Origin of the sequence: Citrobacter sp. RHB35-C21, from assembly GCF_013816515.1 — a bacterium.
GTDB lineage: Bacteria > Pseudomonadota > Gammaproteobacteria > Enterobacterales > Enterobacteriaceae > Citrobacter > Citrobacter braakii.
Window position 1 is genome coordinate 2,183,302 of the sequence record NZ_CP057147.1, and the last position, 17,593, is coordinate 2,200,894.

At 49.1% G+C, this 17,593-nt stretch carries 22 protein-coding genes, 3 tRNA genes and 2 pseudogenes; 20 read left to right on the plus strand and 7 right to left on the minus strand.

The genetic code is table 11. The features are described from left to right. Positions 1–200 precede the first annotated feature (200 nt). The 6 genes from uvrY to HVZ39_RS10585 all read left to right on the plus strand — a co-directional run bounded on the left by uvrY (position 201) and on the right by HVZ39_RS10585 (position 3,741). Positions 201–857: a UvrY/SirA/GacA family response regulator transcription factor gene (uvrY, locus tag HVZ39_RS10560; RefSeq protein ID WP_006684079.1), complete on the plus strand. Its 657-nt coding sequence runs from the start codon at positions 201–203 to the stop codon at positions 855–857. Next, the gene (gene uvrC, locus HVZ39_RS10565) at positions 854–2,686 is read left to right on the plus strand and encodes an excinuclease ABC subunit UvrC (RefSeq protein WP_046274973.1); all 1,833 of its coding nucleotides are present in this window, start codon (positions 854–856) and stop codon (positions 2,684–2,686) included. The genes uvrY and uvrC overlap by 4 nt, the downstream gene beginning before the upstream one ends. A gap of 55 nt (positions 2,687–2,741) precedes the next feature. Further along, complete coding sequence (pgsA, locus tag HVZ39_RS10570; RefSeq protein ID WP_016153472.1) at positions 2,742–3,290, plus strand: CDP-diacylglycerol--glycerol-3-phosphate 3-phosphatidyltransferase; 549 nt, start codon at positions 2,742–2,744, stop codon at positions 3,288–3,290. A gap of 151 nt (positions 3,291–3,441) precedes the next feature. Beyond that, a tRNA-Gly gene (locus HVZ39_RS10575) sits at positions 3,442–3,517 on the plus strand. 51 nt (positions 3,518–3,568) lie between these two features. Continuing rightward, a tRNA-Cys gene (locus HVZ39_RS10580) sits at positions 3,569–3,642 on the plus strand. Positions 3,643–3,654: 12 nt separating this feature from the next. After that, positions 3,655–3,741 (plus strand) — tRNA-Leu (locus HVZ39_RS10585). Positions 3,742–4,155: 414 nt separating this feature from the next. Here the strand turns inward: HVZ39_RS10585 and cspH are convergent. Continuing rightward, a complete protein-coding gene (gene cspH / locus HVZ39_RS10590) occupies positions 4,156–4,368 on the minus strand; it encodes a cold shock-like protein CspH (protein WP_049040548.1) in 213 nt (70 codons plus the stop codon). Between the two features lie 297 nt (positions 4,369–4,665). Here cspH and cspA point away from each other — a divergent pair, with 297 nt between their 5' ends. Continuing rightward, positions 4,666–4,881 carry an RNA chaperone/antiterminator CspA gene (gene cspA, locus HVZ39_RS10595; RefSeq protein WP_016153470.1) on the plus strand — a complete coding sequence of 72 codons (216 nt, stop codon included), beginning with the start codon at positions 4,666–4,668 and terminating at the stop codon, positions 4,879–4,881. Positions 4,882–5,274: 393 nt separating this feature from the next. On the opposite strand, the gene HVZ39_RS10600 is transcribed toward cspA, so the two are convergent. After that, on the minus strand, positions 5,275–5,445 hold the full coding sequence (locus tag HVZ39_RS10600; RefSeq protein ID WP_162835200.1) for a YnfU family zinc-binding protein: 171 nt from the start codon (positions 5,443–5,445) through the stop codon (positions 5,275–5,277). A 131-nt stretch (positions 5,446–5,576) separates the two neighbouring features. Here HVZ39_RS10600 and HVZ39_RS26420 point away from each other — a divergent pair. Next, positions 5,577–5,711: pseudogene (locus HVZ39_RS26420) on the plus strand (IS30 family transposase); the annotation flags it as partial. Between the two features lie 58 nt (positions 5,712–5,769). Here HVZ39_RS26420 and arsH read toward each other — a convergent pair. Then, positions 5,770–6,468, minus strand: coding sequence for an arsenical resistance protein ArsH (gene arsH, locus HVZ39_RS10605; RefSeq protein WP_181630446.1), 699 nt, complete (start codon positions 6,466–6,468; stop codon positions 5,770–5,772). An 86-nt stretch (positions 6,469–6,554) separates the two neighbouring features. On the opposite strand from arsH, the gene HVZ39_RS10610 reads away from it, so the two are divergent. From HVZ39_RS10610 to HVZ39_RS10625, 4 genes are all read left to right on the plus strand, one after another. After that, positions 6,555–6,875, plus strand: coding sequence for a transcriptional regulator (locus HVZ39_RS10610; protein WP_181630447.1), 321 nt, complete (start codon positions 6,555–6,557; stop codon positions 6,873–6,875). A 44-nt stretch (positions 6,876–6,919) separates the two neighbouring features. After that, positions 6,920–8,209, plus strand: a complete 1,290-nt coding sequence (locus tag HVZ39_RS10615) for an arsenic transporter (RefSeq protein ID WP_016156830.1) — start codon at positions 6,920–6,922, stop codon at positions 8,207–8,209. Positions 8,210–8,221: 12 nt separating this feature from the next. Further along, complete coding sequence (arsC, locus tag HVZ39_RS10620) at positions 8,222–8,647, plus strand: glutaredoxin-dependent arsenate reductase (protein ID WP_181599165.1); 426 nt, start codon at positions 8,222–8,224, stop codon at positions 8,645–8,647. Between the two features lie 282 nt (positions 8,648–8,929). Continuing rightward, on the plus strand, positions 8,930–9,511 hold the full coding sequence (locus HVZ39_RS10625) for a YrbL family protein (protein ID WP_016156828.1): 582 nt from the start codon (positions 8,930–8,932) through the stop codon (positions 9,509–9,511). Between the two features lie 333 nt (positions 9,512–9,844). Here HVZ39_RS10625 and HVZ39_RS10630 read toward each other — a convergent pair whose 3' ends face one another. Then, complete coding sequence (locus HVZ39_RS10630; RefSeq protein ID WP_047358318.1) at positions 9,845–10,186, minus strand: hypothetical protein; 342 nt, start codon at positions 10,184–10,186, stop codon at positions 9,845–9,847. A 233-nt stretch (positions 10,187–10,419) separates the two neighbouring features. Between HVZ39_RS10630 and HVZ39_RS26835 the strand changes: the two are divergent. The 6 genes and pseudogenes from HVZ39_RS26835 to HVZ39_RS10655 all read left to right on the plus strand — a co-directional run. Further along, positions 10,420–10,569 (plus strand): annotated as a pseudogene (locus HVZ39_RS26835) (DUF1571 domain-containing protein); the annotation flags it as partial. Positions 10,570–10,582: 13 nt separating this feature from the next. Then, the gene (locus HVZ39_RS10635) at positions 10,583–11,053 is read left to right on the plus strand and encodes an SRPBCC family protein (RefSeq protein WP_181633574.1); all 471 of its coding nucleotides are present in this window, start codon (positions 10,583–10,585) and stop codon (positions 11,051–11,053) included. A gap of 206 nt (positions 11,054–11,259) precedes the next feature. Continuing rightward, positions 11,260–12,402 (plus strand): transglutaminase family protein, encoded by a 1,143-nt coding sequence (locus HVZ39_RS10640; RefSeq protein ID WP_181633575.1) that lies wholly within the window; start codon positions 11,260–11,262, stop codon positions 12,400–12,402. Next, the gene (locus tag HVZ39_RS10645) at positions 12,380–12,736 is read left to right on the plus strand and encodes a mercuric transporter MerT family protein (protein ID WP_181633576.1); all 357 of its coding nucleotides are present in this window, start codon (positions 12,380–12,382) and stop codon (positions 12,734–12,736) included. Before HVZ39_RS10640 ends, HVZ39_RS10645 begins: the two co-directional genes overlap by 23 nt. Further along, a complete protein-coding gene (locus tag HVZ39_RS10650) occupies positions 12,733–13,014 on the plus strand; it encodes a heavy metal-associated domain-containing protein (protein ID WP_181633577.1) in 282 nt (93 codons plus the stop codon). The genes HVZ39_RS10645 and HVZ39_RS10650 overlap by 4 nt, the downstream gene beginning before the upstream one ends. A gap of 209 nt (positions 13,015–13,223) precedes the next feature. Further along, positions 13,224–13,889 (plus strand): YecA family protein, encoded by a 666-nt coding sequence (locus tag HVZ39_RS10655; RefSeq protein WP_016153459.1) that lies wholly within the window; start codon positions 13,224–13,226, stop codon positions 13,887–13,889. A gap of 28 nt (positions 13,890–13,917) precedes the next feature. Here HVZ39_RS10655 and tyrP read toward each other — a convergent pair whose 3' ends face one another. Beyond that, positions 13,918–15,129, minus strand: coding sequence for a tyrosine transporter TyrP (gene tyrP, locus HVZ39_RS10660; RefSeq protein ID WP_019077056.1), 1,212 nt, complete (start codon positions 15,127–15,129; stop codon positions 13,918–13,920). Between the two features lie 225 nt (positions 15,130–15,354). Here tyrP and HVZ39_RS10665 point away from each other — a divergent pair, with 225 nt between their 5' ends. Continuing rightward, a complete protein-coding gene (locus HVZ39_RS10665; RefSeq protein ID WP_016153457.1) occupies positions 15,355–15,594 on the plus strand; it encodes a YecH family metal-binding protein in 240 nt (79 codons plus the stop codon). A gap of 45 nt (positions 15,595–15,639) precedes the next feature. Here the strand turns inward: HVZ39_RS10665 and ftnA are convergent, their stop codons facing one another. Then, entirely contained in the window at positions 15,640–16,137 is a 498-nt protein-coding gene (gene ftnA, locus HVZ39_RS10670; protein ID WP_016153456.1) for a non-heme ferritin, read from the minus strand. Positions 16,138–16,331: 194 nt separating this feature from the next. Beyond that, positions 16,332–16,667, minus strand: coding sequence for a YecR-like lipofamily protein (locus tag HVZ39_RS10675; protein WP_016153455.1), 336 nt, complete (start codon positions 16,665–16,667; stop codon positions 16,332–16,334). A 268-nt stretch (positions 16,668–16,935) separates the two neighbouring features. Between HVZ39_RS10675 and HVZ39_RS10680 the strand changes: the two genes are divergently transcribed. After that, positions 16,936–17,574 carry an RpiB/LacA/LacB family sugar-phosphate isomerase gene (locus tag HVZ39_RS10680; protein WP_016153454.1) on the plus strand — a complete coding sequence of 213 codons (639 nt, stop codon included), beginning with the start codon at positions 16,936–16,938 and terminating at the stop codon, positions 17,572–17,574. Positions 17,575–17,593 lie beyond the last annotated feature (19 nt).

Below are 17,593 nucleotides of genomic sequence, written 5' to 3' on the forward strand. Positions count from 1 at the left end.
ATTCTGAAACAGCTATGCAGATATAACCGTGGTAAAAGGTTGCCATAACAGAAAGTTTCCACTCGTCGTACCTTCTAATTTCCAAAAACGAGAGCAAAATCGAAAGACGGCGATTTTTACATTTCAAAGTTGAGATAAAACCCGTTAACATAGGACCGATTAACTATCGGTAGCGTTATCCCTATTCTGGAGATATTCCTTTGATCAACGTTTTTCTTGTTGATGACCACGAACTGGTGCGCGCAGGGATACGACGCATTCTTGAAGATATAAAAGGCATTAAAGTTGTCGGTGAGGCGTGCTGCGGTGAAGATGCGGTAAAATGGTGCCGCTCAAATTCCGTTGACGTTGTGCTGATGGACATGAATATGCCCGGTATTGGTGGCCTTGAGGCAACGCGTAAAATTGCGCGTTCAACGGCTGACATTAAAGTGATCATGCTGACTGTCCATACCGAAAACCCGTTACCTGCAAAAGTCATGCAGGCGGGAGCCGCGGGCTATCTCAGTAAGGGGGCTGCGCCCCAGGAGGTCGTGAGTGCGATTCGTTCGGTTTATTCTGGCCAACGTTATATTGCCTCCGATATCGCTCAGCAGATGGCGCTTAGCCAGATTGAGCCTGAGAAAACGGAAACCCCGTTTGCCAGTTTGTCTGAACGTGAGTTGCAGATTATGCTGATGATCACCAAAGGTCAGAAGGTCAATGAGATCTCAGAGCAACTGAATCTTAGTCCTAAAACGGTGAACAGCTATCGCTATCGAATGTTCAGTAAATTAAACATTCACGGCGATGTTGAGCTGACTCACCTGGCAATTCGCCATGGCCTGTGTAATGCGGAGACATTAACAAGCCAGTGACCGATCAGTTTGATGCCAAAGCGTTCCTGAAAACCGTGACCAGTCAGCCCGGCGTTTATCGTATGTATGATGACGCCGGGACGGTCATCTACGTCGGGAAAGCGAAAGACCTGAAAAAAAGGCTTTCCAGCTACTTCCGTAGCAACCTCGCATCGCGTAAGACCGAAGCACTGGTCGCGCAAATACAGCAGATTGATGTCACGGTAACGCACACCGAAACCGAGGCGTTATTGCTTGAGCACAACTACATCAAGCTGTATCAGCCGCGTTATAACGTTTTGCTGCGCGACGATAAATCCTATCCTTTTATTTTCCTCAGCGGCGATACCCATCCTCGCCTGGCAATGCATCGCGGGGCCAGGCATGCCAAAGGCGAGTACTTTGGACCGTTTCCTAACGGCTATGCTGTTCGTGAAACGCTGGCGTTGCTGCAGAAAATCTTCCCTATTCGTCAGTGCGAAAATAGTGTTTATCGCAATCGCTCGCGGCCCTGTCTGCAATATCAGATTGGCCGCTGCCTCGGTCCGTGTGTGGCGGGCCTGGTGAGTGAGGAAGAGTATGCGCAGCAGGTTGATTACGTTCGTCTGTTCCTGTCCGGGAAAGACGATCAGGTATTAACGCAGCTGATCGCCCGGATGGAAAAGGCCAGCCAGAATCTCGAGTTTGAAGAGGCTGCCCGCATTCGCGACCAAATTCAGGCCGTACGCCGCGTGACCGAAAAACAGTTTGTCTCTAATACCGGAGATGATCTGGACGTCATCGGCGTGGCGTTTGACGCTGGCATGGCCTGTGTGCACGTGCTGTTTATTCGCCAGGGTAAAGTGTTAGGCAGTCGTAGCTATTTCCCGAAAGTACCAGGTGGAACAGAACTCGGCGAGGTCGTTGAAACCTTTGTCGGACAGTTTTATCTGCAGGGAAGTCAGATGCGCACCTTACCCGGTGAGATCCTGCTCGATTTTAATCTTAGCGATAAAACCCTGCTGGCAGACTCTTTGTCTGAGCTGGCCGGGCGGAAGATCAACGTTCAGACGAAACCGCGAGGCGATCGCGCGCGGTATCTGAAGCTGGCGCGTACCAACGCGGCGGTGGCGTTAACCACAAAACTTTCCCAGCAGTCGACCATTACTCAACGCCTGACGGCGCTGGCATCAGTACTCAAGTTACCCGCAGTGAAACGCATGGAGTGCTTTGATATCAGCCACACGATGGGCGAGCAGACGGTAGCCTCCTGCGTGGTATTCGATGCCAATGGACCACTGCGCGCCGAGTATCGCCGCTATAACATCACGGGTATTACGCCTGGTGATGATTATGCGGCAATGAATCAGGTTCTCCGTCGGCGCTACGGTAAGGCGATTGAAGAAAGTAAGATTCCGGACGTCATATTGATCGACGGCGGGAAAGGTCAACTGGGGCAGGCGAAAGCCGTTTTTGCTGAGCTGGACGTTCCCTGGGACAAACAGCACCCGCTTTTGTTGGGCGTGGCAAAAGGGGCCGATCGTAAAGCTGGTCTGGAAACGTTGTTCTTTGAGCCGGAAGGTGAGGGCTTTAGCCTTCCGCCGGATTCGCCTGCATTGCACGTTATCCAGCATATCCGCGATGAATCTCACGATCATGCAATAAGCGGGCACCGTAAAAAACGGGCGAAGGTGAAAAGTACCAGCACGCTGGAGACTATTGAAGGTGTCGGGCCGAAGCGTCGGCAGATGTTGTTGAAATATATGGGCGGTTTGCAAGGGCTTCGTAACGCGAGTATTGAAGAAATTGCAAAAGTGCCGGGTATTTCGCAAGCTCTGGCAGAAAAGATCTTCTACTCGTTGAAACATTAGGCCCTCTGTAGCAACATAGGGGTAATTTTACTGACAACAGATAGTTATCCGTCATATGCAATTTAATATCCCTACGTTGCTCACGCTGTTTCGCGTCATCCTGATCCCATTCTTTGTATTGGCTTTTTATCTGCCATTCACCTGGGCTCCCTTCGTTTGTGCGCTGATCTTCTGTATTGCGGCGGTCACCGACTGGTTTGACGGCTATCTGGCGCGTCGCTGGAACCAAAGCACGCGTTTTGGCGCCTTCCTCGATCCGGTGGCTGATAAGGTACTGGTGGCTATCGCGATGGTGCTGGTGACCGAGCACTATCACAGCTGGTGGGTAACGCTTCCTGCCGCCACGATGATCGCGCGTGAAATTATTATCTCTGCGCTGCGTGAGTGGATGGCTGAACTGGGTAAACGTAGCAGTGTGGCTGTGTCCTGGATCGGCAAAGTGAAAACCACTTCGCAAATGGCCGCGCTCGCATGGCTGCTGTGGCGTCCAAATATTTGGGTAGAGTACGCCGGGATCGCACTTTTCTTCGTTGCCGCGATACTGACGTTGTGGTCAATGTTCCAGTATTTGAGCGCTGCGTGGGGAGATTTGCTTGAACAGTGATCGTTTCGGCGCAAATTTCAGCAAACGATCGTCAGTGGTGAAAAATATCGTTGACTCATTGCGTCAGGTAAGTAGAATGCAACGCATCGAACGGCAGCACTGATTGCCAGACGATAACAAAATCAAGTGATTAACAAAGTTACTTGGTGATGCGGGAATAGCTCAGTTGGTAGAGCACGACCTTGCCAAGGTCGGGGTCGCGAGTTCGAGTCTCGTTTCCCGCTCCAAATTAAAGACATCGGCAATAGCGGATGTCGGCTGAAAAGCCAGAAGATTTCGGCGCGTTAGCAAAGCGGTTATGTAGCGGATTGCAAATCCGTCTAGTCCGGTTCGACTCCGGAACGCGCCTCCAATTTCTTCCCGAGCCCGGATGGTGGAATCGGTAGACACAAGGGATTTAAAATCCCTCGGCGTTCGCGCTGTGTGGGTTCAAGTCCCACTCCGGGTACCATGGGAAAGAATAGAATAATCAAAGCAATAAGCAGTGTCGTGAAACCACCTACGGGTGGTTTTTTTGTGCCTGAAATTTCCCGCTTCTCGCTCAGCGAACCTTCAAGATCGGAAATCCCCTGGCTTTCATCCTTTGTGCATCACAGGCATTTGGGGTGTGACGCAAGCATATCACCTTGACGGGCGCAACACAGATACGCCAACGCTATTGCAACTCTTACCGGTCTATTTGCACCATCAGTATGCGGTGAACTAACAGGTTAGATGAAAACAAGCAGAGTTACTATCAGCGTGCAGCATGAGCTCTTAAGGCCCGTCAGCCAGTCGTTGAGATAGATTTTCTGATACATATGAAACTCTCCCTGTTTTGAAATTCTCTTTTATGATTCCAGAAGTCAGGAGGGGCGGCTACAGGTCATGAGAGATAAACGTTCGCAGCCGAGGGGCCTCGAAGACCATTTATTCGACAAAACTCAACGCGTAATCCGGGGATGAGTACTTCTGAGTCACGGAGACTTAAGGCTGAAATGTGAAGCTGTACATCTTTGCGACCATCGGAGGGGGAGATAAGGCCTTTACCGCTCTTGCAGTCAAAGGCTTTGACAATTCCTGTCATTTTACGAGACAAAAAAATTCCTTAAAGCTAATAACGTGTTGCACTATACACATACCCCTGGATAATGCCAGAAATATTTTTCAGCAATCGTGAGATCTGGATAACTAAAATAAACATTGATTATTATATACGCCCGTGCGTTAATGGTCGCGTCGGTTTGAAGAACAGACAAAATACAAAGTAGTTTACTAAAGCAGTTCTCATTTCAGGTGTTTTATATTTATCCCTTCTTTGAGTCTCCCCACTAAGCACTAAGTAGTTTCTGTAATAAAACCATGTTCGCCGGAAGGCCAAATTAAGGAATACAAAATGTCAAAAAAGATGAATGGTTTAGTAAAATGGTTTAATGCCGATAAGGGATTCGGTTTTATTTCTCCTGTTGACGGTAGTAAAGATTTATTTGTACATTTTTCTGCTATCCAGAGCGATAATTTCCGCACCTTGTTTGAAGGGCAAAAAGTCTCTTACTCCATTGAGAATGGTACTAAAGGTCCGGTTGCTGGCAATGTAGTTATTACAGAGTAAATCCTTTTTTTGTCTGTATGCGATAACGAAGAAGGCTAAAGCCTGAGTAGACATACTGACAGAAGCAATGGATGTATTGTTGGGTCAGTAGAGATGAAATGTTACTGATCCGGCATTCAGGGCAACGGTCAGCATATTTCATCTCTCTTTTGCATGAGAAAGTATGCTGACCATTTTGAGTACGTGTAGGTTCGCTGCACGAAAAGTCTAACCACTTGCTTTGCACGACAACATACGCAAGAAGATAGCTTTTCCCAGATATCACCATATTTTTTATTTTTAAATATGAAAATACTAAACCCGCAGCCAGCGGGTTTTCTATTATCTGTAGCTTGATAAATCTTAAAATACAGATGTGGTGATTCTGTTCCAGAAATAGAGTCTAAAACGGATTCAGGCTGCTTCTTTTTGGTTTGTCTGGAATACTTTATTGCAATGAGGACAGATTAAAAGAGAACCTTTTTGTACTCTTGAAAAACTGTGTTCAGATTGTTGGGTACAGTTTGGGCAGGTGCATTTGACAAGATAGTTGCGGCGTGATTTAGAGTCTTTACGTTCTGACATAGGCTTTTCCTTGAGTGGATGAACTTCAACCATACCCTAATTTGTCCAAAAAATCTTAACTTTATGATGTTTTGGATATGTAAATATAAAGAAAAGGTATCGCAAAGAGCCTGATGATAAGGGCGGCTTCCCAAATTTATTTCTGTAATCCTCAATCTCCCTGGCTGCGTGGTTCTAATGAAAATACGAACAGATTGCTCAGACAGTATTTTCCAAAAGGAGCTGGCTTATCGGTTCGCAGCCAGCAAAGAATTAACATTGTTGCATCCAGCGGTTGAACGCCCAGCAAAAAGCGGACGTTTTTGAGCTCAGTAAAAAAGGACGTTATATTTTCGCCTGATTGACGCGGGATGAAAGCTCCTGATGGCTCTCTTTTCGTTCGCTGTAGCGATCAGCAAGGTAATCGGTTTGCCCCTTGAGCAGCAGCGTGATTTTAAACAACTCCTCGACGACATCGACGATACGATCATACCAGGACGAAGGTTTCATTCGCCCGCTCTCATCGAATTCTTGCCAGGCTTTGGCTATTGAGGACTGGTTAGGGATCGTGAACATCCTCATCCAGCGCCCAAGGATACGCATCTGGTTCACGGCGTTAAAAGACTGCGACCCGCCGCAGACCTGCATCACCGCCAGTGTTTTTCCCTGTGAAGGGCGAACGGCCCCTTCGCTTAAGGGTATCCAGTCGATCTGTGCCTTCATCACCGCACTCATTGCCCCATGCCGCTCCGGGGAACTCCACACCATCCCATCACACCATCTGACTAGCTCGCGCAGCTCGGTGACTTTTGGGTGCGTATCTGGGGCATCATCCGGCAGGGGTAAACCTGAGGGATTAAACAGTCTTACTTCCGCTCCCATCGCCGTCAGCAGGTGTCCCGCTTCTTCTGCGGCAAAACGACTGTAAGAACGCTCTCTTACCGAGCCATACAGGATCAGTATGCGTGGCGGCTCCTGGAGCTGCAGGCGTTCAGCAATCTGCTGATCGAAGCAATCAGCATTCAGTGCAGGAAAGTGTTCCATTTTTTACTCCTCCGGGAGGTTCTGTGATTTCAAATTCAACACATATGATTTATCATATATGTATTCTAAAGGGAACGGAGTAAAAAATGCTACAGCCTGTTCAGCTTTTTAAAATCCTGTCGGATGAAACCCGTCTCGCCATTGTTATGCTTCTCCGGGAATCCGGCGAACTGTGCGTATGCGATATATGCGCGGCGACCTCTGAATCACAGCCTAAAATTTCTCGCCACATGGCTATTCTGCGAGAAGCGGAACTGGTGCTTGACCGCCGGGAAGGCAAATGGATTCACTACCGTCTGTCTCCCCACATGCCTGCGTGGGCCGCTGAGACGATCACGACGTCCTGGCTGTGTCTGAGGAAAGATGTGGGTGAATGGCTGAAAAAATCAGCCTGCACATCCTGTTGAGAGAATTTGTCATATTCACATAATCATATATAAAGGAATCTAAAATGCTTTTGGCAGGGAGTATTTTTATACTGACGCTGGTCCTGGTCATCTGGCAGCCCAGAGGTCTCAGCATTGGCTGGAGCGCAAGTATCGGAGCCTTACTGGCACTGGGGACGGGGGTCATCCACATTGATGATATTCCCGTAGTCTGGAATATCGTCTGGAACGCAACAGCGGCATTCATCGCGGTGATTATCATCAGCCTGCTGCTCGATGAGTCCGGTTTCTTTGAATGGGCCGCGCTGCATGTCTCCCGCTGGGGTAACGGGCGTGGTCGCCTGCTGTTTACCTGGATAATACTGCTTGGCGCTGCTGTCGCTGCGCTGTTTGCTAACGACGGTGCAGCACTGATACTGACGCCGATTGTGATTGCGATGCTGCTCGCCCTGGGGTTCAGCCAGGCGACGACGCTGGCCTTTGTCATGGCTGCAGGATTTATCGCAGATACTGCCAGCCTGCCGCTGATTGTCTCTAACCTGGTCAATATTGTCTCGGCGGATTTCTTCGGCCTGGGCTTTACACAGTATGCCTCCGTGATGGTCCCTGTAAACCTGGCGGCCATTGCTGCCACGCTGGTCATGCTCCATCTCTTCTTCCGCCGCGATATCCCGGCCAGTTATGACGTTTCACTGCTCAAGATGCCCGCCAGTGCGATTAAAGATCCGGCGACGTTCAGGGCGGGCTGGATTGTTCTGCTGTTCCTGTTGGTCGGTTTCTTTGTTCTGGAGCCGCTGGGGATCCCAGTAAGCGCGATAGCAGCAGTTGGGGCTGCGGTGCTGTTCGTGGTAGCCAAGCGTGGCCACGCTATTAATACCGGGAAAGTGCTGCGCGGGGCGCCCTGGCAGATCGTGATTTTCTCGCTGGGTATGTATATGGTCGTCTACGGCCTGCGTAATGCAGGACTCACCGAGTATCTTTCTGCTGTACTCAATATGCTGGCAGACAAAGGTTTATGGGCTGCCACGTTCGGTACCGGCTTCCTGACTGCCTTCTTGTCGTCTGTGATGAACAATATGCCGACGGTGCTGATTGGTGCATTGTCCATTGACGGGAGTGCTGCGACCGGCGTCGTCAAAGAGGCCATGATTTATGCCAATGTGATTGGCTGCGATTTAGGTCCTAAAATCACCCCGATAGGCAGTCTGGCAACTCTGCTGTGGCTTCATGTGTTGGCACAGAAAAATATGACCATCACCTGGGGATATTACTTCCGCACCGGCATTATCATGACTCTGCCCGTGCTGTTCGTCACTCTGGCCGCGCTGGCGTGGCGGCTCTCTGTCACTTTGTAATGAGATACTGATATGAGCAACATTACCATCTATCACAACCCGGCCTGTGGCACCTCACGTAACACGTTGGAAATGATCCGTAACAGCGGTAACGAACCAACTATTATTTATTATCTCGATACGCCCCCGGCTCGTGATGAACTGACCAAACTGATTTCAGATATGGGCATTTCAGTACGCGCATTGCTGCGGAAGAACGTTGAACCTTATGAGCAACTGGGTCTTGATGAGGATAAGTTTTCTGATGAGCAGTTGATCGATTTTATGATTCAGCATCCGATCCTGATTAATCGGCCGATTGTAGTGACGCCGCTTGGCACGCGTCTTTGTCGTCCCTCAGAAATTGTGCTGGATATTTTACCTGAAGCTCAGAAAGGCTCTTTTACCAAAGAGGATGGCGAAAAGGTCATTGACGAAACGGGGAAACGGGTTAAGTAATCTTTCCGCTTAATATTATCGGGTGCCTGTTGACTTCATACCGGTGCCTGCTCTTTACTGATAACCCTCGTTCACGACTGGAGAAGCGTATTTGCGGGGGATCAAAACAGGTTCATTAGCCTGCCCACTTGCCTGAAGAGACATTTGTCTCACTCCGAATGCATTTCGTTTATCAATTATTGAAATAAATATATACATAATAGTTTTTTGATTAGCAGAACTTACCGATGCAGGTCAGTTGAGGCAATTTCATTTCCCTTAGGGTAAGAGTCAAAAACTATCATGAAACAAGAGCTTGTATTGACAGATGAAGACTTACTTGCACGAGGTAACGATCGTTACGTCTTTCAGCATCCACAGGATAGTAACCTGCTGATCAAAATCGTTATTTCAGATATTGCGAACTATAAAAGCAAGTTACGGGAAGTCTTCCGGGACCTCAAAGAATGCAAGCCTGGTCATCAAACAGACTCTCTTTATATGCAAAAGATCGAAGGTCTTGTTGAAACAAATAAAGGTCTAGGGCAGATCACTGTGAAGGAGTGCGATGAGCATGGCAACCTTGCTCAAACTCTTTATCAGCTTGCTCTCAAAAAAGAACTCGATGACAGCAAATTGCAGAAGTTGAATGCTTTTTTAGCATGGTTTGTCAGCACCAAAGTCATTATTAACTCCCTGCATTGTAAAAACATTGTTTATGCCTGGGATAGCGAGCGTCAGGATTATCGCTTCAAAGTCATTGACGGGTTTGGTGACAAAACGTTTTTTCAACTCAGTAAGCTTTCGCAATCAGTTCGCGATAAGAATAAAATCAAATGTCTCAAGCGGATGCTTAACGATTTGAACGGTCTGCAACAAGCTTAACCACGCAGGTTAAAAATAATCGAATCACCAGTTTTCTGTTGCCGGACTTCCGATCCCGCATACCTGATTAACAAAGGTGTTTACGCAGAAGTAAGTTACATATTAACTTCTTGAAAAATATCCTGAACTGCTCGGCGTTCGTGCTGTGTGGGGGCAAATCCCACACCGGTACCATGGGAAAGAATAGAACAATCAAAGCAATAAGCAGTGTCGCGAAACCACCTACGGGTGGTTTTTTTGTGCCGGCTTTTGACGAACCATAGATATTTTGCGTCAAGTAAGCCTGCCAGATACGTTAAGCCGCCCGCTACACACTCCCCATTGCCAATCAATCTATCGACGAATCGGTGCATTAAACATAAACCTTCCCCGGGCAGGGTTGTTGATAAAGCCATCCCGGGCGGGATTATAGTTGTGGTCCTGAAAACCATTCATCATGATGGGATCGCCTATGCCATCCTGAATCGCCAAATGTCTGTGGATTCGGTTACGTGCCCTGAATGTGAAAGCGAAATCATCCGTCCCGCCAATGATGATGACGCCATTTCCTGCAAGAAGTGCCGCGCTTAACTCTTGCTCTCTTGCGGCCTGGTTTTGTAACGCGCTGGCTGCGGCAGACGATGACGCCAGCAGCAATACGAGGACGGCGCATGAAAATACCGATGGCAGTTTCATGATTAATACCCATTAAAAGTATGGCTATTAAAGTATAGTCTTATACCTTCATCTCATCTGAATAGAAAATAAACAATTTAAGCCTGTTGCCTGTACGGAGTCTGAGGGGGTGGGAGAGGAGTGCCGCGCAATTAAGAACTATAATAAAAACAGTCGACAGCTGATGACTCCAGTTTGCAGATAGTACCGATACAGGGGGCGGTTATGCGCGGCTCATTTTCTCCGCGAGTTGCGTTCACCGCTACGACATCTGGCTGGATAATTATCACGGACTCCCTGCCAAAGTGATCAGCTATGCGCCAGATGGGCAGCGATTAGAAACTGTTCTGCTGGATGCTATGGTTATCAACACCCGTTTCCCCGTCAATTTTTTCACGCCTTGAGGGAGCCTGCACTATGGCTGACTATCAGTTTTCCACAGTCTGGCGGGTTGAGGCTTCAATTCAGGAGGTATGGGTTGTTTTTTCCCATCCGGATAGCTGGCCTGAATGGTGGGGAAGTCTGGAACGCGTCGTTGAGATAAGGAAAGGGGATTTACGGGGTATTGGGGCGTTGCATCGTTATACCTGGAAAGGGGCGCTTCCTTACCGCTTAACCTTTGATATCAATGTGTTGAAAATACGGCCTTGCACATTGCTTGAAGGACAAGCCAGCGGCGCGGTGGAAGGGCGAGGGGTATGGTCTTTTACTGCCAATGGTACAGCGACTATTGTCAGATATGACTGGAATGTGCGTACCACGATCCGCTGGATGAATTATCTCGCCCCGCTGGCAGCACCTGTATTTCGCTGGAATCACAATACGGTCATGCGCGAGGGGGCAAGAGGGTTAGCCCGCAAACTGGCAACGACTGTGTATATAGTCTGAACGTATCTCCGCTGCTGTACTTTTTTGGCTGTAAATGGCTTAATAGCGACCTTGCAGTTTCTCACTTCATTCACAGTTAACAGGTCTGTTATTGATGAATAATCTCCATCGACTCGCCTTTTTATGCCAGCCTCTGTCTGCTGTGATGATCGCGTACGGTTTCCCCTTTAGCCGTAGCTCAACTCTTACAACCTGGACAGACAGCAATGCAACGTCGTCAGTTTCTCAAAAATAGCGTTCTCCTTTCCGCCGCCGGATTAGTCGGCCCTGCAGTCATTAGCCAGACGGTACGTGCCGCTGAGCCATCCGTTGCGCCAATAGCTCGTCGACGCTTTGTCTTATCTCAAACGTATAAACTTAATCCTCCTAAGGGATCGAGCGGCGTGGTGAAACTGTGGATCCCGCTACCGGTGGATACCGCGTTTCAACAAATGACGGCGCTTGCCTTTAGCGGAAACTATAAGCAGGCGTACGTCACCACCAATAATACCTATGGCGCGAAAACGCTGTTTGCCACCTGGGCAGACTCACAGGGTGAATTGTTGGTTAACGTTGATATCGACATTGAAACCGCCGACTGGGAACCGCTGAAGCAGGACGCGCTGAAAAACTGGCAGGCACCTGAGCAGATTATTTATCCGCTGGATGTAAAACCGTATCTGTTGCCGACGGCACATACCCCAGTTGATGGACTGGTCCTGGAAACCGTGCGTAAAATCACCGGTAATGAGCAGGATCCGCTGAAAAAAGCGCGCCTGATTTACGAATGGGTCAGCAGCCATATGGAGCGTGACAACGACGTTATTGGCTGCGGCACGGGGGATGTGGCGGAGATATTAAAAAGCGGTAAGCTCAAAGGAAAATGCACCGACATAAGCTCCGTTTTTGTTGCTCTGGCGCGGGCCAGCGGTATTCCGGCGCGCGAACTGTTTGGCATCCGTCTGGGCAAGGCCAATAAGCTCGAACGTTACTCGAAAAGTGCTTTTGGCACAGCCGACAGTGCAGGCGTTGCCAATGTGAGCGGCGGACAACACTGCCGTGCTGAGTTCTATCTGGCAGGTTACGGTTGGTTACCGTGCGATCCTGCTGACGTGACCAAAATGCGTCTGGCAGAGAAAAAAACGCATCAGGATGCCGATGTCCAGGCGGTTAACGCTTACCTGTTTGGTAACTGGGAAATGAACTGGGTTGGATTCAACTACGGACGTGATTTCGAGTTGTATCCGGCAACGGAGCAGGGGGCCATGAATAACTTTGGTTATCCTTACGCTGAAGTCGATGGTGACCCGATCAATTTTTATGATCCTAAAGCGTTCTCCTACAGCTATGTCGCCACAGAACAACGCTAAAGGTGCGGGGCTTACCCTGTTGACGGCTGCTGCGGCCGCAGTCACCGCTGGCTTATGCTGTGTTGGACCGCTACTTTACCTGCTGTTTGGTATTTCGGCGGCGAGCTTCGCCGTTTTCACCCGGTTTGAGTTTTTGCGAACTCCTCTGATACTGCTGTCCCTGGGATTATTACTGCGTGTCTTCTGGCGGCTCTATTTTTCCAAACGGTTGTGGTGCTCCGGGTGGTTAACTCTGAAGCAAGCGCGCGTTCTCTACTGGTGCGCGCTGGCATTGATTTTGCCGGTGCTATTTTACCCAACGCTTGTTGCCTGGTTTTATGAGGTATTTGAATGAAGATCTTCGCGTTAGTTGCATGCTTGCTGTTGCCGCTGTGGGCTCAGGCGGCCAATCAAAAAGTGGTGCTGGATATACAAAATATGACCTGCTCGTTATGCGTTATTTCGGTCAATCAGGCGCTACGTGAAACCGACGGCGTGATTAAAGCAAAATCCTCTCTCAAAACCCGGCAGGCAGAAGCCATCGTGCCAGAAGGTTTCCCAACCGATATTCTACTTAACGCAGTAGCGAAAACGGGCTATACCGCAACGCTCAACCGTATTGAACAACAGTAAACCACCTGCGGGTGGTTTTATTGTGTTTTCCCGGTATGATGCCCGGCGGCTTAGTGTTCTCTTTTGTGCGTTAACTACCGGAATTCCCCTCTTTTCCTGTTAACCTGAACAGGCGGCTGCTGTAAACCGCATATGCCCATTTATATCTGTTATCCCTCCAGCCATGTAGGATGATCACAGGCAAGATTTTTTGACTAAGGAAAAGCGTTATGAAAACGGGACCATTAAACGAGAGCGAACTGGAATGGCTGGATGACGTACTGACTAAGTACAATACGGATAAGGCTATTCTGGATGTGTCAGAACTGGATGGTTTACTGACGGCGGTACTGAGTTCACCGTATGAAATTGAACCGGAGCAGTGGCTGGTCGCTATTTGGGGCGGCGCGCAGTATGTTCCTCGCTGGTCCTCCGAAAAAGAAATGACGCGTTTCATGAACCTGGCGTTTCAACATATGGCGGATACGGCCGATCGCCTGGATGAATATCCTGAGCAGTTTGAGCCGCTGTTTGGTTTGCGTGAAATTGACGAGCATGAACTGACCATCGTTGAAGAGTGGTGTTTTGGTTATATGCGCGGCGTCGCGCTGTCGGACTGGTCCGCGTTACCAGACTCGTTAAAACCGGCGCTCGAGGCTATTGCGCTGCACGGTACGGAAGAAAACTTTGCGGTCGTTGAGAAAATGACGCCAGAAGCGTTCGAAGAGAGCGTGGATGCCATCCGCCTGGCGGCGCTGGATCTGCATGCTTACTGGATGGCGCATCCTCAGGAAACGCCGATTAAAGTCCCGGTCAAAGTGGATGCCAAGGTAGGGCGCAATGACCCTTGTCCGTGCGGTAGCGGTAAAAAATATAAGCAGTGCTGTTTGCATTAAGAAAAAGGGGCGTTAAGCCCCTTTTGTTTTAACCCACTTCCGGTAGTAATCCTGCTGCAATAGAAAACTGTACGGCTATCACCACAATGCCGCACAAAAATACCAGCGCCAGCGCCGGAGCACCCCCTGCCACGCGATATTTAGCCTGTGGATTCTGTTTTCTGCTCTGCCATGCCAGCATCGAGGGAATGAGCAGCGCCAGCACCGCCAGGGCAACGCCCGCATACCCCAGGGCCATGACGAAACCACGCGGATAGAACAGCGCGAATGCCAGCGGCGGCAGGAAGGTCACCACGCCGGTTTGCATTCTTCCTGCTACGGTATTGCGGCGCTGGAAGAGGTCGGCCAGGTAGTCAAATAATCCCAATGCGACGCCGAGGAAAGAGGTTGCCAGCGCAAGGTCGGCAAACAGATGCACCGCCAGTTCGACGTGCGGCGAAGCCACGACTTCACGTAATGCTTGTAATAAACCGTTTAAACCAGCGTGGTTGGCTAACAGCCCCATGAACGTTGAGGAGTTAATACTGCCAAGCGTAGCCAGTTGCCAGAAGATATAGGCGACCAGCGGAATGGCGCTACCGGTGATAAACACCCAACGCAGTTTACGGATGTTACCGTTCATATAGCTGACGATACTGGGGACGCTGCCGTGAAAACCGAACGAAGTGAAGATAACCGGGATAGCAGACAGTGCCAGCCCCTGCTGAAGCGGCAACGTAAGCAGGTTTACTTTATGGATATGCGGCATTAACAGGGCCAGCATCACCACCAGAAAGATTATCTTGGCACTGAACAACAGGCGGTTGAACAGATCGACCAAAGATGTGCCAACGCAAACCACGCCACCGGCAACAAAGGTGAACAGCAGTACGCCTGTTGTCGGGGAGAGCGTTGTCCCGGTCCAGTCGCTGATGCTGGAAGCCAGCAACTCACCAGCGCCACTGATATACGCCGCCGTCAGCGCGTACATTAAAAACATCATGCTAAAGCCCGTTACCCATTGTCCGTAGCGACCAAGATAACGTTTTGCCAGCGTACCCAACCCGGTGTCTGCCGGTACGTGTTGATACACTTCAAGCAGCAACAGCGCGGTGTAGCACATTAGCGCCCAAAGACTCACTAACAATACCAGCGTGACGCTAAACCCCACGCCTGCCGCGGCCAGCGGCATTGCCAACATACCGGCACCAATCGTGGTTCCCGCCACGATAAAAATACTACCCAGGGTTCTGTTTTTCACGCTTTCCTCTGTCCCAGAGATAATCAACGGTTATATCTGCGGCGCAGGTTAAGGCAAAACGCTATTTTCGTCAAATCACCGTTACAATGAATGTACATTAATCTTTACGATGTTTGGCGCGTTAAGATGTATCACAAATGATATTTATCTGCGGGTAAACCTGCGTTAGCGCAAAGCAAGGTCGTGCCGTTCACATTAGGCTACGGACTTTATTTAGGAGGTAGTATGGAATCTATTCACGGTCACGAAGTGCTCAACATGATGATTGAATCTGGCGAGCAGTATTCAAATGCCAGCCTTGAAGCGGCGATTACGGCACGGTTTGGCGAGCAGGCTCGTTTTCACACCTGTTCTGCGGCGGATATGTCGGCAGCTGAGCTGGTGGCGTTTTTAGCGGCGAAGGGAAAGTTTATTGCAAAAGAAGACGGCTTCTCTACGCACGAAAGCAAGATCTGCCGTCACTGATTTTAGCGGGTAATGATGGCGGGTTGCCTTCATTACCCCACAACATTAATTCTGTGTATCAAGCGTAGCCAGTTCTTTATCGATGAAATAAAGACCTTCGCCACTTTTCCCTGCCAGCGATAACTTATCAATGACAGATTTAAATAATTTTTCTTCTTCATGCTGCTCGGCAACATACCATTGCAGGAAATTAAACGTCGGATAATCCTGATGGGTCATTGCCGCGTGTGCCAGCTCATTAATTTTCTGGGTGATCAACTGCTCGTGTTCGTAAGTAACACGGAACAGTTCGTCCAGAGACGCATATTCAGCAAAGGGGGAAGGGACGGTGTTAATACACGGCAAGCTGCCAGTATCGGTCAGGTAGTCAAACAGACGCTGCATATGCGTCATCTCTTCCTGGGCGTGACGGCGCAGGAACGCGGCGGCACCTTCAAAGCTGTGATAGCTGCACCACGCGCTCATCTGTTGGTAGAGCAGAGATGAATATAATTCAAGGTTCATTTGCTCATTCAGTTGGTCGATCATTTCTGTTTTCAGCATGGTTATGCTCCACAAACGTTATTATATATTAGCGTGGCGTCACTATAATTTGTTATTTAATTATTTGCAAAAGGTAAAATAATAAATTTATTTATTAAAAATGCGAATGGGAATAAAACGCATTAACGCTATTAAGCGGAGAATATAAAAAATGAAAAGGCAGAAGACCAGCAATAATGTGCTGGTCGAAAATATTAATAATTGAAGGCAGGCGACTGGGATACCGCAACGCCGTGACACTGCCAGGCGAGCGTGATTTTGGTATTTAAGCACAGAGAACCGGCATATACGCTACAGGTTGACACCGGCTGACCAAACGCCATTGCGTTGGCATAGCCCAGGCGCTGACACTCTTTGGTGGCTGTGCCTTGAGTCACGTAATCATCGGTACGCGCCGTTTGTAGCATGGCCTGGTTGTAGGTCAGGCGAACGACGCCGGTGATGGCACTGGCTTCGCTGACCTGCGCCTGTTTAGTAATAGTGCATCCTGTCAGCACGAGCGGCAAAAGGGCAAGGATAAAGGTCTTCATGTGATCGCTCTGAAAGTTCGGAGATAGGCTATCATGGCATATGTGGTGGCGCATCAATGGCTTGAATAGCCTGAAGATCACCTGCGATTAATCGCAACGACGTCATTTTATTGAGGCTATTCTGAGTTGTCTCAGAAAAAATGTGAGCACCTCATTATTTTATAAAACAAAATTTCATTAAATTTGAAAGTGAGTTTGCAAAATAGTAATGTGGCCTGAGTGTTATGACTTTCAGCGGGCCTCCGCAGCGCATTCAGGAGATTACAGAATGAAAATTGCATTGATGATGGAAAACAGCCAGGCAAGCAAAAATGCCATCATTCATAACGAGCTTAAAGCCGTTGCGGATGAGAAAGGTTTTCCAGTGTATAACGTCGGGATGAGCGACGAAAATGACCATCATCTGACCTACATCCATTTAGGGATTATGGCCAGCATCCTGCTCAATTCCAAAGCCGTGGATTTTGTGGTTACGGGTTGCGGTACGGGTCAGGGGGCAATGATGTCACTGAATATACATCCGGGCGTGGTGTGTGGTTACTGTCTCGATCCGGCAGACGCATTCTTGTTCTCTCAGATCAACAACGGGAATGCGCTTTCTCTGGCATTCGCCAAAGGTTTTGGCTGGGGTGCTGAGCTGAATGTACGCTATATGTTTGAAAAAGCATTCACTGGTCGTAACGGCGAAGGGTATCCACCAGAGCGTAAAGAACCGCAGGTGCGTAACGCGGGTATTCTGAACCAGGTGAAAGCAGCGGTGGTAAAAGAAAACTATCTGGACACTCTGCGCGCTATCGATCCTGAACTGGTAAAAACCGCCGTATCTGGTCCGCGCTTCCAGCAGTGCTTCTTTGAAAACTGCCAGGACAAAGCGATCGAAGCGTTTGTACGCGAGATAGTTGGCTAAATCCTGTTGGCCCGGCGGT